Origin of the sequence: Hansschlegelia plantiphila, from assembly GCF_027922265.1 — a bacterium.
GTDB classification, from domain to species: Bacteria; Pseudomonadota; Alphaproteobacteria; order Rhizobiales; family Methylopilaceae; genus Methylopila; species Methylopila plantiphila.
In genome coordinates, this window is record NZ_BSFI01000008.1 from 439,309 (window position 1) to 455,612 (window position 16,304).

The following is a 16,304-nucleotide window of genomic DNA, read 5'->3' on the forward strand; positions in this document are numbered from 1 at the left end:
AGGCCTCAGCGCCACATCGCACGCATCCGTGCGCCGATATCGACGCGCGCGGCCGGCGCAGCGGCCCGCTGCGCGCCGGCGACGGCCGGCGGCCACGAGCAGAGCTCGAACCTGTCCAGCATCGCGGCGGTGATGAAGCGGGTCCGCGCGGCGTAGACATGCCGATCGCCATAGGCCGACTGCTGATGCGTGAAGAAGCGCTGCGGCAGGATGATGCGCAGATCGTCCTTCGCACGCGTCATCGCCACATAGAGCAGCCGCCGCTCCTCCTCGATCTCGGCGGATGAGCCGACGCCGAGGTCGGACGGCATGCAGCCGTCGACGCCGTTCAGCACGAACACCGATCGCCACTCCTGGCCCTTTGCGGAATGGATGGTCGACAGGATCAGATAGTCCTCGTCGAGTTGAGGCGGCCCCGACCTGTCGCTGGTCGAGTCCGGCGGGTCGAGCGTCAGTTCGGTCAGAAAGCGCTCGCGGGACGGGTAGCCCGACGCGATCTGCTCGAGCTGGACAAGATCGATCGCGCGGACCGCCGCGTCATCATGGATGCGCTCGAGATGCGGCTGGTACCAGCGCCGCGCGAGACCGAGCTCGGCCGGCCACCCCGCAGCCCCGCCGGCGATCGCCGTCATCGTCTCAACGAATCCGGACCAGTCGGCGGCGCTGCGGGGCGGCGCAGCGGTCTCGGCGAGGGCGGCGATCGGCTGTGCGGCGGCTCCGATCGCGTCGAGCGTCTTCGAGGCCGAGGACGGGCCGACCCCCGCGATCAGCTGCATCGCCCGGAAACCCGCGACGCGGTCGCGTGGATTCTCCGCAAAGCGAAGCAGCGCCAGCAGGTCCTTCACATGGGCCGCGTCGAGAAACTTCAGTCCGCCGAACTTCACGAACGGAATATTGCGGCGTGCAAGCTCGAGCTCCAGCGGCGCACTGTGGCTCGATGTGCGGAACAGCACGGCCTGCGACTTCAGCAGGTCGCCCGCCTCGCGGTTCTCGAGCACGGCGTCGGCGACATAGCGGGCCTGATCGGCCTCGTCTCGGACGCTGACCAGCCGCGGCCTGAAGCCCTCCGTCCGCTCCGACCTCAGATTCTTGGTGAAACGCTCCTCCGAGAGCTCGATCACCGCGTTGGCGGCGGCGAGCACGGCTTGCGTCGAGCGATAGTTGCGATCGAGCGTCACCATCTCCGCCGGCGGCGAGAAGCTCCTGGGGAAGTCGAGGATGTTGCGCACCGTCGCCGCGCGGAACGAATAGATCGACTGCGCATCGTCCCCGACCACGGTGACGCCGCGGCCGTCCGGCTTCAGCGCGAGCAGGATCGACGCCTGCAGCCGGTTGGTGTCCTGATATTCGTCGACCAGCACATGGTCGAAGCGGGCGGTGAGGTCGGACGCGATCGCGGGCTCCGCGGCCATCTGCGCCCAGTAGAGCAGCAGGTCGTCGTAATCGAGCACGTTCTGGCGCTGCTTCGCCTCGACATAGGCTGCGAACAGCGCCCGAAGCTCGGTGGTCCAGCCCGCGCACCATGGAAAGGACTGGCCGAGCACCTGCTCCAGCGGCGCCTCGGCGTTGACCGCGCGCGAATAGATCGCGACGCAGGTCCCCTTAGTCGGAAAGCGCTTGGCGGTCTTCGACAGGCCCGCCTCGTGCCGGGCGAGATTCATGAGGTCCGCGGAATCCTCACGGTCGTGGATCGTGAACTGCGGATCGAGACCGATGGTCTCCGCGTAATCCCGGATCAGCCGGGCGCCGATCGCATGGAACGTCCCGGCCCACGGCAGGGCGTCGGCCATCGCGCCCTTCAAGCCGAGCGCCTGGGCCGCGATCCGCTCGACGCGGCGCGTCATCTCGGCGGCCGCGCGCCGCGAGAACGTCAGCAGCAGGATGCGGCGGGGATCGGCCCCTTGCGCCACCAGATGGGCGACGCGGTGCGCGAGCGTGTTGGTCTTGCCGGAGCCGGCGCCGGCGATCACCAGCAAGGGCGTCCCGGGGGCGCCGCGCGGACCGACGCCGTGCTCCACGGCCCTCCGCTGTTCAGGATTGAGGGCGTCGAGATAGGCGGCGGCGACCACGAATCGTCACTCCAGGAGAAAGTCTCAGGAGGCGCCAATCACGTTTTGTTCGCAAGCGCCTTAAGCGCCGCCGCCGAATGAGCGATTGCCGTCGCTGTGTTGCAGGCTTTTAGGCGGCCATAACGATAGACCGGCGACCCACGTCGTCGCGTTCGCCGACAAAGCGGAACGTGCCCCGCCCCGCGGCCTTGGCTGCGTAGAGCGCGCGGTCCGCGCAGGCTGTGAGCTCATCAAGGCTGGTTCCGTCGGCGGGCGCGAGGGCGATGCCTATGCTCGCGCCGATCGCGATCTCGTGGTCCCCGATTCCGCAGGGCGCGCTGATCACGCGGATGATCCGTCGGGCGAGCCGCTTTGCGGCCTGCGCGTCTGGAATGTTCGCCTGGAGGACGATGAACTCGTCCCCTCCGAGACGAACCGCGCTGTCGCCCTCCCTCAGGACGCCGGTCAGGCGACCGGCCACCATCCTGAGAAGTTCATCGCCGATCGGGTGGCCATAGCGGTCATTCACCGACTTGAAGCCGTCGAGGTCGACATACAGCACGGCGATGAGCGCGCCATCCCGGGCGGCTGTGGCGACCTCGGCAAATCGTTCCCAGAGCGCCAGCCGGTTGGGGAGTCGCGTCATGGGATCGTGACGCGCGAGCGTCGCGAGCTGGAAACGGGTCGCGAACTGCGTCGTCACGGACCGGTAGGCGTGGGACACCGTCTCGAAGCTTGCGAGCAGAAAGAAAAAAATGAACCCCGCAAGAACGAGGTCGTTCACGCCGCCTAGGGCGAGCGCCGCCATGATCGGGGTCGAAGCGATGACAAGGCTCGAGATGCAGATCAAGGGCCTGCCGGAGACGCGCGTGACCTGGCCCGCGCAGTAGCCGAACAGCAGAGCGATCGCCATCATGTGCAGTTGCGGGTATTCGGGAAAGCTGAATGTCCGGGCGCCCATCGCGCCGATGCAGCCGCCAATGGCCAGGGTTCCGAGAGCGTAACGTCGCTCCCAGCGGCGGGCCGCAGCCACATCGAGCGGCGCTTTCGCCAGTCGCCGTCGGAACATCATGATCAATACGACGCGGGCGCAGGTCAGGACGGCCGCCAACCACGCCAGCGCGGCCATCGCCCGATCGCCGGTGTTGCTGACCGAGATCGCCCCGACCCAGACGATCGCGATTCCCATCGCCACAACGGGAACGAGCGCCGAATAGAGCAAGGCGACGAGCTCGACGAACACGGGGCCGGAGACCGGCGAAGCGTACAGAAGTTTGCGCGATGGCATCGGGTCGGACACTCCTCGCCCTGATTTACACCAGAACCCCTGAAGATCGCTTATCGAACGGCGCCAACACCCGGTAAGATTAACAAATCCAGTTTATTGGATATCGTTTCGTTTCATGCTTGCAACGCCAAGAACTGTATGGCTCCAAGCTCCCGGAGGTCGACGAAGCCGCCAAAGTCCTCGTCGCAAACAGTGGCGGTCTTGGGCGCCCGGCGTCCCGCCGGGGCGGACCGGGATCCAGCGAGGTTCCGTCCGAAACGACTTCTCCAATTGAGCCCGGACGCCATTCGCGCATCGCGAAACACGGGTGTTTGCGGCGCGCATAGACTCTCCACCGGCGGCCCTGTGATGGTGCGAGGCGCAGGAACAGGAGCGGAAAATGGATCGACGTTCGTTTATCTTCGGCGTGTTCGGCCTCGCGGGAGCGACGCTGGCCGCTCGGCTCGGAGTCTCCGCAGCCCAAGCCATGCCGACGCAGAGGCCCAAGACCGATGGCGGGCGCGCCCTGGATGCGGGGGGCCCGTCGGCGCCCGACGGGACGCCGGCTGAGACGGTGCGGGATCACCGGGGCGGCGGCCGTCGCAGCCCGCGCGCCCAAGGTCGCGGTCGACGCGGAGGCGGCTGGAGACGCGGCGGCGAACGTCACGACTACCGCCGCCATCGTCGATGCCGGCCCTACGTCACCGGAATGGGGACCTTCGGCAGCCGTTGCTGGTGAGCCGAAACAGGCCGCCCTTCGAATGACCTGGAAGCGCGCCTCTCGGCCGGAACGGGAGTCTCGGCCTCGGCGTCCCATACGCCTCGGGCATGCCGATCAGCACGGCGCCATTCCAAGGGTTCGCTAAAATTGGCCTCAAAGGGCCGAAGTCGACGCGCGTAAGGATCGCGCCTAACCATCCGGTCATAACTCTTGGCATATAGTAGTTCGGCTTCGCCGCCGAACGGTCGATATCGATGTATTTTCGTGACGAGACAGACGACGTTAAAGAAGTTCTCGTCGCTCAGCTTGCATCCAGCATCGTCCCGATGACGATCATGGGCGGCACCTTCATCGTCATAGGAGCCTTTGTATCGATTTCGCTCGCCATGCCGATTTTGACGGCGGTCACTGTCCTCGGAGGCCTGATCGCAGTCGCAAAGATCGTGCTGATGCTGATGCACAGCAAGCGAAATCAGTTAGGCAAAGAATCTCGATCGACGACCGCCCTTTGGGAACGGGCCCATGCGGTTACGACGATCGGCTTTGCAGCGACGGTCGGCGCGGTTAGCGCCACGACATTCGCGGCGCCGGACCTGACGCTCCAGATGCTCGCGACCGCGCTGCTGTTTGGCTATTGCTCCGGAATCGTCTGCCGACTGTCGATCCGGCCGTTCATCGCTTTGCCGACGATGGCGATCGCAGCGGCGCCCGTGATCGTGTCGGCGGCGCTCTACGGGGATGCTTCGCACTGGATGATCGCGACCATCTTCTTCGTCTTCCTTGTCGGAAGCGCAGAGACCGTCCGGTACATCCACTCCACGGCGCTACGAGAAATCGGCATGCGGCTCGACATGGCGACGCTTGCCCGAAACGATCCCTTGACGGGCCTTTCGAACCGGTTGGGCCTGCGGGAAACCTTCCGGGAGGTCGCCGGAGCCATCAGCATAAATTCGATGGTTGCGATCCACTACTTGGATCTCGACGATTTCAAGCCGGTAAATGATCGTCATGGTCACGCGATCGGCGACGAGGTGCTGCGGCTCGTCGCATCTCGGTTGAAAGCCGCTCTGAGGGAAGGCGATCTGGCCGCCCGGATCGGAGGCGATGAATTCGTCGTCCTTCAGGCCCCCGTGGACAATCCGAAGGAGGCGGAGAGCTACGCGGAGAAGCTTTCGGATCTGATCATCGAACCTTACCGGGTCGGAGACGAGACGATCGAGATTGGGGTAAGCGTGGGCTACGCCGTCTCGAAGCCCGTCATCCGAGGCCTCGACCATCTGCTCCATGACGCCGACGCAGCGCTGTACAGCATGAAGCGGGCGGGCGGCGGCGCTGCCGGCGCGAAATTGACGAGCCGGGCGCTGCGGAGAACGTCCGGATGATCATCCGCGCATCTATTGAGGCGTGACCGGAGCCGGCGCAGGCCTCAGTCGCGGCGGCCCGGCGCCATCCGGAGTCGCGGCCAGGCCGCGTTCGCTAAGAAGCTTGAGCATCGCGCGGGCGATCTCGCGCTCGCCCATGATCACCGCATCGGCTCCAAGGGAGCGAAGGTGATCCGCCTCCGCGTCCGAATGCGCGCGGGCGATGATGTGCAATCCAGGATTCTGTCGGCGCGCCTGCTGAACCACCTGGCCGGCCTCGAACGCATTGGGGATCGCGACCACCAGCACCTTCGCCCCCACGAGGTTGGCGAGCCCCAGGGTGTCGGAGCTCGCCGCGTTGCCTATGATGAGCTCGATGCCCGCCTCGCGTAACGCCGCGATCCGCGTCTCGGCGTCCTCAATGACCAGAAAGGGCGCATGGGAGGCGCGAAGCCGCTCCGCGATCAGCCCGCCGACCCGGCCGGCGCCGATGAGGACGGTGTGCGCCTGCAGCATCGTCGGAACTGCGACCACGTCCTCCTCTTCGTCCGCCGCCCTCTCGGCGGGCGCTGCCGCCGGCGCTTCGTCGGGAGCCTCCTGCCTGCGCGCAAGCCGCGCCTCGAGCCGGGGCCGCGCGCGCTCGGCGAGGAAGAAAATAAACGGGTTCAGCACGATCGAAACGATCGCGCCTGCGATGATCAGGTCGCGGCCCTCGGGCGGCAGCAGGTTCAGATTCAGTCCGAGCTCCGCCAGGATGAACGAGAACTCGCCGATCTGGGCGAGGCTGGCCGAAATGGTCAGCGCCGTGCCGATCGGCCGGCGAAAGGCCAGCACGATAAGGAACGCGGCTATCGACTTGCCGACGACGATGACCGCGACGGTCGCGATCACAGGCAGCGGGTCGCGCACCACAATCGACGGATCGAACAGCATGCCGGCCGAGACGAAGAACAGCACGGCGAAGGCGTCGCGCAGCGGCAGGCTCTCATTGGCGGCGGCCTGGCTGAGCGGGCTTTCCGAAAGCACCATCCCTGCGAAAAACGCCCCGAGCGCCAGCGACACGCCGAACAGCTTCGACGCACCGAAAGCGATGCCAAGCGCGATCGCCAGAACGCCGAGGCGAAACAGCTCGCGCGAGCCGGAATGCGCGATGCGATGCAGGATCGCCGGCACCAGACGCCGCCCGACCACGAGCATCAGAGCGACGAACAGTCCGACCTTGGACAGCGTGACGAATACGAGCCCGTCGATCCCGAGCTCGACGCCCAGCATCGCGCCGATGAAGACCGCGAGCGGATCGCCGCCGACCGAATGGCCGGCCTTCGCGCTCGCGACCGCCGGCAGCAGCACGAGCGCGAGCACCATCGCGAGGTCCTCGACGATCAGCCAGCCGACCGCGATACGACCGCGCTCGCTTTCGACAAGCCTGCGCTCCTGCAGCGCTTTCAGCAGAACCACGGTCGAGGCGACCGAAAGCGCGAGGCCGAAGACGATTCCGCCGCCGAGGCTCCACCCCATCAGCGCGGCGAGGCCCCAGCCAAGCCCGGTCGCCACCGCCATCTGCACGATTGCGCCCGGCAGCGCGACGGCGCGCACCGACCAGAGTTCCTTTACCGAAAAATGCAGGCCGACGCCGAACATCAGCAGTATGACGCCGATCTCGGCGAGTTCGGGAGCAAGTGCCTGGTCGGCGACATAGCCCGGCGTATGAGGGCCGACGAGAATGCCGGCCACCAGATAGCCGACCAGCGGCGGCAGCCTGAAGCGATGCGCGATCGCGCCGAGGATGAAAGCCAGCACGAACCCCGCGACGAGGATGGAAATGAGCGGCGTGTCGTGATGCATGAGGCGTTTTTTCCGCTGTTGGGGGAAACCGCTCCCATAATGACCGCGGCGGCCCGCCATTCCAGCTTGAGGCCGATAAATCGGCGCAAAGCTCCGTGACGAGCCCGCCAAGCGGCAAGCCCGGAGCCGCCCCGCCGGGCGGCTGAGTGACGGCCGCCGTCGATCACGCCCCGCGGACTGCGACGGACATCGCGTCGACGCGCTAAAGCTGCGATACTCTCGACGCACAATTGTGTCGGCTTTGACGAGCGCTCCGGACAGCCGCGGAGAACCAGTCCGCGTGAGAGCGCCTTCCTGTTGAGTGCGGGTCGCCCTGGTCTCCGTCGCACGGAGCGCACGCGCCGAACGCCGCCTTTGCTTCGCTGATCGCACGGCCATCCGTCGACCAGAATGAACCGGCTTTTCTTTGAGCCAAATCGCCTGCCGAGAGCCGCCGCCGGCCGGAAAGGCGCACATGATATCGACCATCAGTCATCTCTTCGGAGGCGTCGACGCGACGCCGGCCTGGAGCGACAAGGCTCCCGTTCGCGAAGAGCTGTTCGGGGTCGAGCGGCTCGAGCAGCACGCCGAGAGCCTGGCCGCCGCGCAACCTGTGACGGACCGCCCGCCTACGGTTCTCTCGCTCCGCGCAAGGCTCAACGCCAACGCGACCGCGCTGCTCGCGGCCTACCGCGCAAGCGCGGCCGAGCTCGAGAGCGGTCAGGGCGTGGTGCCGGCGGCGGATTGGCTGCTGGACAACTACCACCTCGTCGAGGAGCAGATCCGCGAGATCCGTGACGATCTTCCGCCCGGCTATTATCGCCAGTTGCCGAAGCTCGCGGAGGGTCCCTTTGCGGGCTACCCGCGCGTGTTCGGCATCGCCTGGGCCTATGTCGCGCACACCGACAGCCACTTCGATCCGGATATCCTGCGCAAGTTCATCCGGGCCTACCAGCGCGTCCAGCCGCTGACGATCGGCGAACTGTGGGCGGTCGCGATCACGCTGCGGATCGTCCTCGTCGAGAACCTGAGACGGCTCGCCGACCAGATCACCGCCGGCCGCGCGGCGCGCGCCGACGCGCAACGGTTCGTCGAGCGGCTGCTCCGCCATGGGGCGGAGCGGTCCGCGCTCCAGGCCGAACTCGCCTCGCGATCGTCCGGCCCGCTTTCCGAACTGTTCGCAGCCCATCTCGCAAAGGGGCTGCGCGACCAGGATCCGCGGACGAACCCGGCCCTCGATTGGCTCGACGATCGGCTGCGGGCGCAAGGCTCGTCGGTTGGCGAGGCGGTGGAGCACGCCCAGCAGCGGCAGGGTGCGTCGAACGTCTCGATCCGCAACGTCATCACCAGCATGCGGCTGATCTCCGACATCGACTGGGCGGAGCTGTTCGAGAGCGTGAGTCTCGTCGACGACCGTCTCGGCGTAGGCGGGGCGTTCCCCGCGATGGATTTCCCGACCCGCAATCTCTATCGCAGCGCGATCGAGCAATTGGCGCGCGGATCAGACCTCTCCGAGCTCGAGATCGCCGACAGGGCGATCGTGACCGCGGGCGCATCGATGGGCGATGCGCGCGCCGCCGACGCCGGCCACCACCTGATAGCCGGAGGACGACTGGCGTTCGAGGCTTCGATCGGCTTCCGGCCGACGCCGCGCCTCCGGTTCAACCGGTTGGGCGTCCGGCTCGGGGTCGGGGGCTATGTGGGCGGCGTGCTCGCGGTCGCGGCGGGACTGATCGCGCTCGCTCTCTGGGCGCTCGCGGGCGCAGGCGCGGGCTGGCTCGCGCTGTTCGCGGTCGTGGCCTTCCTGCCCGCTACAGACGCCGCGACCGCGCTCGTCAACCGCGTCATCACCTGGAGCTTCGGCCCGACCATACTGCCGGGACTCGAACTCGCGGCCGGCGTTCCCCGGGAGTTGCGGACGCTGGTCGCGGTGCCGACGCTGCTGACCGGCGCGGACGATCTGCTGGAGCAGATCGAGAGGCTCGAGGTCCATCATCTCTCGGGCGCCGGCGGCGACATCGTGTTCGCGCTGGTGACGGACGGGATGGACGCCGACGCCGAGCAGGCGGAGGGCGACGGGGTCCTGCTCGACCTCGCGGCCCGGTCGATTGCACGGCTGAACCGGCGTCACGGGCCCGCGCCGAGCGGCGACAGGTTCCACCTGCTGCACCGTCGTCGCGTGTTCGACGCATCCGAGGGCCGCTGGATGGGCTGGGAGCGCAAGCGCGGCAAGCTGCATGAGCTGAACCGGCTGCTGCGCGGCGCGACCGATACGACCTTCATAGCGGTCGCCGGCCACGCGAACACCCTGCCGCAGGACGTCCGCTTCGTGATCACCCTCGACGCCGACACGAGGCTGCCGCGCGACGCCGCGCTGAAGCTGATCGGCAAGATGGCCCATCCGCTCAACCGCCCGACCCTCGACGCCGCCGACCAGCGCGTGATCGACGGCTACGCCATCCTGCAACCGCGCGTGACGCCTTCGCTGCCGATCGGGCGCGAGGGTTCGCTCTACCAGAGGGCGTTCTCGTCGCCCGGCGGGATCGATCCCTATGCCGCGGCCGTCTCCGACGTCTACCAGGACCTGTTCGGAGAGGGCACCTATACCGGCAAGGGGATCTACGACGTCGACGCCTTCGAGGCGGCGCTGGCTGGCCGGGTGCCCGACGACGCGATGCTGAGTCACGACCTGTTCGAGGGCGTGTTCGCGCGCGCAGGCCTCGCCACCGACGTCGAGGTCGTGGAAGACTTCCCCTCGCGCTACGATGTCGTCGGGCGACGCCAGCATCGCTGGACGCGGGGCGACTGGCAGCTGCTGCCCTGGCTGTTCGGTCGGGTTGCCGGGCGCTCGGCCGTGCCCGCAGTCGGCCGCGCCAAGATGCTCGACAATCTGCGCCGTTCGATGCTGGCCCCCGCGACGCTCGCCGCCTTCGCGGTCTGCTGGCTCGCGCCGCCCGAGTTCGGCGTCCGGGGCGCTTTTCTCGTGGTCGGCCTCATGACGACGCCGGCGCTGCTGCCGATCCTGTTCGATCTCATTCCACGCCGAGCGGGCGTCCGGCTCCGGAGCCATGCCGCAGCGCTCGGAGCCGATATCCGTATCGCCGCGGTCCAGACGTTCCTCACCGTCGCCTTCCTGCCCGACCAGGCCTGGAGGATGGGCGACGCCGTCGTGCGGACCCTTTCCCGCGTCTACGTCACGCGTCGGCGGCTGCTCGAATGGACGACGGCCGCGGCGATGACCGCGAGCACCCGGCTCGACCTTTTCGGCTTCGCCCGGACCATGGCCGGCGGCATCGCGTTGGCGCTCGCCCTTGCAGCTGCGGCGCTCACATTCGCGCCGGGCTCATGGCCGCTGATCCTGCCGTTCGCCGCACTGTGGTTCTGCGCTCCGGCGTTCGCGCTGTGGGCGAGCCGCTCGCCCTCGACCGCGCCGCGGTTGACGCTCTCGGACGGCGAAGCCCGTGACCTGCGCCTGATCGCGCGGCGCACCTGGCGGTTCTTCGAGACCTTCGTGACGCCCTCCGAAAACGCCCTGCCGCCCGACAATTTCCAGGAGAGCCCGAAGCCGGTCGTCGCGCGCCGGACGTCGCCCACCAATATCGGCCTTTACCTCCTGTCGGCTGTCGCCGCCCGCGATTTCGGCTGGGCAGGCGCGGTCGAGACCGCGGAGCGGCTGGAAGACACGATCCACACGCTGCGGCAGCTGCCGCGGTTCCGCGGTCACTTCTTCAATTGGTACGGCACCGCCGACCTCGCCGTCCTAGAGCCCGCCTACGTGTCCTCCGTCGACAGCGGGAACCTTGCAGGGCATCTGATCGCTCTCGCCAATGCGTGCGAGGAATGGACCGAGACGCCTCCGGACTCTTCGATCCGGGAAGGCTTGAAGGACAATCTCGATCTCGCCCGGATCGCGTCAAAGGCCGCGACCGTCGACGGCGGCGGCCAGGAGCGGCGGCTCGGCGCGACCTTCGACGAGATCGAGGCTCTCCTGACCGGCGCGCAGGAAATTGGCGCCGTAGCGCCGACCTTGATCCGGCTCGCCGACCGGGCCGCCAAGCTTGCGGGAGAGACCGCGCCCGCAGGCGACGACGGCGCCTTGGATCTCCTTTTCTGGGTGGACGCGCTCCGCCGTGGGATCCTCGCCGACGAGCGCGACCGGCTTGAAGCGGCCGCCGCGCCGGCAGACCTGGGCCACCGCTTCCGCAGCGTCGCCCGGGCCGCACGCGACATTGCGCTCACGATGGACTTCGCGTTCCTCATCGACCCCGAGCGCAAGCTGTTGTCGATCGGCTTCTCCGTTCCCGACAACCGTCTCGATCCGAGCTGCTACGACCTGCTGGCGTCTGAGGCGCGGCTCGCCAGCCTGTTCGCGATCGCCAAAGGCGACGTCTCGACCCGGCATTGGTTCCGGCTCGGCCGCACCGCGACGCCGCTTGGCGCGGGATCGGCGTTGATCTCGTGGTCGGGCTCGATGTTCGAGTACCTGATGCCGTCGCTCGTGATGCGGGCGCCCGCCGGCAGCCTGCTCGAACAGACCAACCGGCTCGTCGTCGAGCGGCAGAAAGCCTATGGCCGGAGCCTGGGCTCTCCCTGGGGCGTCTCGGAATCCGCCTACAACGCCCGCGACCTCGAATTCACCTACCAGTACTCGAATTTCGGCGTGCCCGGCCTCGGCCTGAAACGCGGACTGTCCGAGAATGTGGTCATCGCGCCCTATGCGACCGGGCTCGCGACCATGGCGGACCCGCACGGCGCGCTCGAAAACTACGCGCGCCTCGCCGCCATGGGCGCGTCGGCCCGGTACGGCTTCTACGAGGCGGTCGACTTCACGCGCTCCCGGCTTCCGGAGGGCGAAGCGTTCGCGATCGTGCGCGCCTTCATGGCGCATCATCAGGGCATGACGATCGTCGCGATCGCGAACGCGCTTCAGGACGGGCGGATGCGCGCCCGTTTCCATCGCGAGCCGATGATCAAAGCCTGCGAACTGCTGCTGCAGGAGCGCATGCCCCGCAGCGTCGCGACCGCTCAGCCGCGGGCGGAGGAGGTCAAGACGACGGCCGTCGACTCCGGCGCCGCCGCGCCGGCCTTGCGTCGTCTTTCGGGCGCGACGCCGGGCGCGCCGGTGACGCACATTCTTTCGAACGGGCGCTATGCGGTGATGCTGACCGCAGGCGGCGCCGGCTATAGCCGTTGGCGCGACATCGCCGTGACCCGCTGGCGCGAGGACGTCACCCGTGACGACTGGGGATCGTTCATCTTCCTCAGGGACGCCGCGAGCGGCGCGATCTGGTCCGTCGGCGCGCAACCGTCTGGCGTGGCGGGAGAACAGGACGACATCGTCTTCGGCGAGGACCACGCCACGTTCATCCACCATGCGGGCTCGCTCACGACGACGACCGAGATCATCGTGTCGGGCGAGAGCGACGGTGAAGTCCGGCGCGTGACGCTGACGAACGCCGGCCGGACGGTCCGCGAGATCGAGCTCACCTCCTACGCGGAGCTGGCGCTCGCGCCGCCGGCGACCGACATCGCCCATCCGGCCTTCGCGAAGATGTTCGTCGAGACCGAGCACCTTCCGGAGTTCGGCGCTCTGCTCGCGACGCGGCGTCCGCGCTCGCCCGGAGAGCCAGAGATCTGGGCCGCGCATTTCGCCGTCGTCGAAGGCGAGATCGCAGCCGACCCGCAGCATGAGACCGACAGGGCCCGTTTCCTCGGCCGTGGCAACGAAATCGGCGCCGCGGCCGCCATGTTCGGCGGCAAGCCGCTGTCGAACACTGTCGGCACGGTGCTCGACCCGATCTTCTCGCTACGGCAGCGCGTCAGGATCCCGCCGGGTAAGATAGCCCGGGTAGCGTTCTGGACTCTGGTCGCGGCGTCCCACGAGGAACTGCTCGACCTGATCGACAACCACCACGACCGCAGCGCCTTCGATCGGGCACGAACGCTCGCCTGGACGCAGGGACAGGTGCAGCTCCGCCACCTCGACATCGGCGTCGAGGAGGCGGCGGACTTCCAGAGACTGGCCGCACCGATCCTTTACGCGGACCGGCGATTCCGTTCGTCGCCCGAGGCGATCCTGCGCGGTGCAGGGCCACAGTCCAGCCTCTGGTCCCAGGGCGTTTCCGGCGATCTGCCGATCGTCCTGCTTCGCATCGACGACATCGAGGACATCGAGCAGGTCCGCCAGCTGTTGCGCGCGCATGAGTACTGGCGGATCAAGCGGCTCGCGGTCGACCTCGTGATCGTCAACGAGCGGGCGTCGTCCTACGTCCAGGATCTTCAGATAGCGATCGAGACCGCGGTTCGCAGCAGCCAGTCGCGTCCGCGACTCGGCGAGGAGCCGGCGAAAGGGTCCGCCTACGCGTTGCGCGCCGATCTCATGTCGGCGGAGGCCCGCGCACTGCTGGCCTCTGTCGCCCGCGTGGCGCTTGTCGCCCGCCGAGGACCGATCGCCGACCAGTTCGCGCGCCTGGCGCCGCCCGCCGTCGCAGCGCCGGCGGCGGCGCGGAGATCGCCGGCCGCTGCGGTCGCGCCTGCGACGGTCCGCGTGGACTCCGGTCTCGAGTTCTTCAACGGACTTGGCGGCTTCGCGAAGGACGGCCGCGAATATGTGACGATCCTCGATGGCGCCGCCACGACGCCCGCGCCCTGGATCAATGTCGTCTCCAACGCGAGCTTCGGCTTTCAGACTTCCGCGACCGGCGCGGGCTATACGTGGTCGGAGAACAGCCGCGAGAACCAGATCACGGCGTGGTCGAACGACCCCGTCACCGATCCCGTCGGCGAAGCGCTCTATATTCTCGACGAGGCCGCCGGCGATCTCTGGAGCCCGACGGCGCAGCCGATCCGAACCGGCGGGACCTATGTCGCGCGCCACGGCTTCGGATACAGCCGCTTCGAGCATGAGGCGCACGGCATTGCCGCCGAACTGCTGCAGTTCGTTCCGCTCGCCGATCCCGTGAAGATCTCCCGGCTGACGCTCCGCAACACCTCCGGCAGGCCGCGTCGTCTGACGGTTACGGCCTACGCCGAATGGGTGCTTGGCGCGTCGCGCAGCGTATCCGCCCCGTTTCTCACGACCGAGATCGACGGGCCGACCGGCGCGATGCTCGCGCAGAACCCGTGGGGCGTCGCGTTCCCGAACCGGGTCGCGTTCTCCGCCCTCGCCCCTCGCCCGACGAGCTGGACCGCCGACCGGACGGAATTTCTCGGCCGGAACGGCGGTCCGGCGGCGCCTGCGGCCCTCGTCGGCAAGGCGCGGCTGTCCGGCGCGACGGGCGCCGCGCTCGACCCCTGCGCGGCGCTGCAGACCGTCGTCGAGATCGGCGCGGGCGAATCCGTCGAAATCGTCTGGCTTCTCGGGCAGTCCGCGTCGGTGGAGGCCGCGCGCGCGCTGATCGAGCGCACCCGCTCGGCCGACATCGACGCCGCCCTCGCCGCGGTCACCGAGGACTGGGACGCGATCCTCGGCGCCGTTCAGGTCAAGACTCCGGACCGGGCGATGGACATCATGCTGAACGGCTGGCTGCTCTATCAGGCGCTCGGCTGCCGCATCCGCGCCCGTTCGGCCTTCTATCAGGCGAGCGGCGCCTATGGGTTTCGCGACCAGTTGCAGGACGGCATGGCGCTGTCCTTCGCGCTGCCGTCGGAGACGCGCCGCCATCTGCTGCGGGTGGCGTCACGGCAATTTCCGGAAGGCGACGTCCAGCATTGGTGGCTGCCGCATTCCGGACAGGGCGTGCGCACGCGGATTTCCGACGATCGGGTCTGGCTGGCGTTCGCGGCCGCGACCTATGTGGCGTCCTCCGGCGATGCGGCCGTGCTCGACGAAAGCGTGCCTTTCCTCGAAGGGCCGTCGCTCGGGCCCGGCGAACACGACGCGTTCTTCCAGCCGATGGCGGCCGACGAAACCGCCTCGCTGTTCGAGCATTGCGCGCGCGGGCTCGACCAGTGCCTCGACCTCACCGGGGCCCGCGGTCTTCCGCTGATGGGAACCGGCGACTGGAACGACGGCATGAACCGGGTCGGCGAGGGCGGCCAGGGTGAAAGCGTCTGGCTCGGCTGGCTGCTGATCCGGACCATCGCGCTGTTCGCTCCTCACGCCGAGAGCCGCGCGCCCGAGCGGGCGGCGCGGTGGCGCGCGCATGCCGCAGCCGTCGCCGAAGCGATCGAGCGCGAGGCGTGGGATGGAGCCTGGTATCGACGAGCCACCTTCGACGACGGGACATGGCTGGGTTCGGCGATGGGCGACGAGTGCCGGATCGACTCGATCGCGCAGTCCTGGGCCGTGCTTTCGGAGGCTGCCGACCCCGCGCGGGCCGCGCAGGCGATGGAGTCGCTGCGGACCCACCTGATCCGGCCCGCCGACGGGATCGCCGTCCTGTTCACGCCGCCTTTCTCGAAGACCTCGCACGACCCCGGCTACATCAAGGGCTATCCGCCAGGCCTGCGCGAAAACGGCGGCCAGTACAGCCACGCCGCCATGTGGGCGATCCTGGCCTTCGCCGGGCTCGGCGAGACGACCAGGGCGCACGACCTGTTCGCCCTGCTCAACCCGATCAATCACGGCCTCACGCCAGACGCGGTCGACCGTTACAAGGTCGAGCCCTACGTGCTGGCCGCCGACGTCTACTCGGTCGCGCCCCATGTCGGCCGGGGCGGCTGGACCTGGTACACCGGCTCGGCCTCATGGATGTATCGCGCCGGAATCGAGGGCGTTCTCGGCGTCCGCCGCGAAGGCGGATTCGTCGTCCTCGACCCCCGGCTTCCCGTGGGCTGGCCCGGCTTCGAGGCGACGATCACGGTCGCAGGCGCCGAGATCGTCATCCGCGTCACCGCGAAAACCCCTGACGAGGCGCGAGCGGCTCTGCTCGACGGAACGCCTATTCTCGAACCCGACCCGATCCGCGTCGCTCTCGACGGAGGGCGGCACGAACTCACCGTGTTCGCCGACGGCGCTTGAGGGGGATGCGGGCCGTGACGATCCTTCGGATCGCGCTCCGGCCGTCAGTTCACGATCTATACGCGGGAAGCCGAGACGCGCTTGGGGGGAGTTATCCCGAAAGACCTGACATCGGAGGCCT

At 68.2% G+C, this 16,304-nt stretch carries 5 protein-coding genes; 2 read left to right on the forward strand and 3 right to left on the reverse strand.

The genetic code is table 11. The features are described 5' to 3' along the window. Positions 1-5 precede the first annotated feature (5 nt). Together PKE75_RS11930 and PKE75_RS11935 are read right to left on the reverse strand one after the other, a co-directional pair. On the reverse strand, positions 6-2,069 hold the full coding sequence (locus tag PKE75_RS11930; protein ID WP_271168948.1) for an ATP-dependent helicase: 2,064 nt from the start codon (positions 2,067-2,069) through the stop codon (positions 6-8). Between the two features lie 109 nt (positions 2,070-2,178). Next, positions 2,179-3,336 (reverse strand): GGDEF domain-containing protein, encoded by a 1,158-nt coding sequence (locus tag PKE75_RS11935; RefSeq protein WP_271168949.1) that lies wholly within the window; start codon positions 3,334-3,336, stop codon positions 2,179-2,181. A gap of 1,026 nt (positions 3,337-4,362) precedes the next feature. Between PKE75_RS11935 and PKE75_RS11940 the strand changes: the two genes are divergently transcribed. After that, positions 4,363-5,418 (forward strand): GGDEF domain-containing protein, encoded by a 1,056-nt coding sequence (locus PKE75_RS11940; RefSeq protein WP_271168950.1) that lies wholly within the window; start codon positions 4,363-4,365, stop codon positions 5,416-5,418. A 12-nt stretch (positions 5,419-5,430) separates the two neighbouring features. Here the strand turns inward: PKE75_RS11940 and PKE75_RS11945 are convergent, their stop codons facing one another. Next, complete coding sequence (locus PKE75_RS11945) at positions 5,431-7,242, reverse strand: cation:proton antiporter domain-containing protein (protein ID WP_271168951.1); 1,812 nt, start codon at positions 7,240-7,242, stop codon at positions 5,431-5,433. Between the two features lie 454 nt (positions 7,243-7,696). Between PKE75_RS11945 and PKE75_RS11950 the strand changes: the two genes are divergently transcribed. Then, the gene (locus tag PKE75_RS11950) at positions 7,697-16,183 is read left to right on the forward strand and encodes a glycoside hydrolase family 94 protein (RefSeq protein ID WP_271168952.1); all 8,487 of its coding nucleotides are present in this window, start codon (positions 7,697-7,699) and stop codon (positions 16,181-16,183) included. The last annotated feature ends 121 nt before the right edge of the window (positions 16,184-16,304 follow it).

Bases quoted from the DNA above. Each gene is read 5' to 3' on its own strand.
- PKE75_RS11945 (WP_271168951.1), bottom strand. From the start codon at position 7,242: ATGCATCACGACACGCCGCTCATTTCCATCCTCGTCGCGGGGTTCGTG.
- PKE75_RS11940 (WP_271168950.1), top strand. From the start codon at position 4,363: ATGACGATCATGGGCGGCACCTTCATCGTCATAGGAGCCTTTGTATCG.
- PKE75_RS11950 (WP_271168952.1), top strand. From the start codon at position 7,697: ATGATATCGACCATCAGTCATCTCTTCGGAGGCGTCGACGCGACGCCG.
- PKE75_RS11935 (WP_271168949.1), bottom strand. From the start codon at position 3,336: ATGCCATCGCGCAAACTTCTGTACGCTTCGCCGGTCTCCGGCCCCGTG.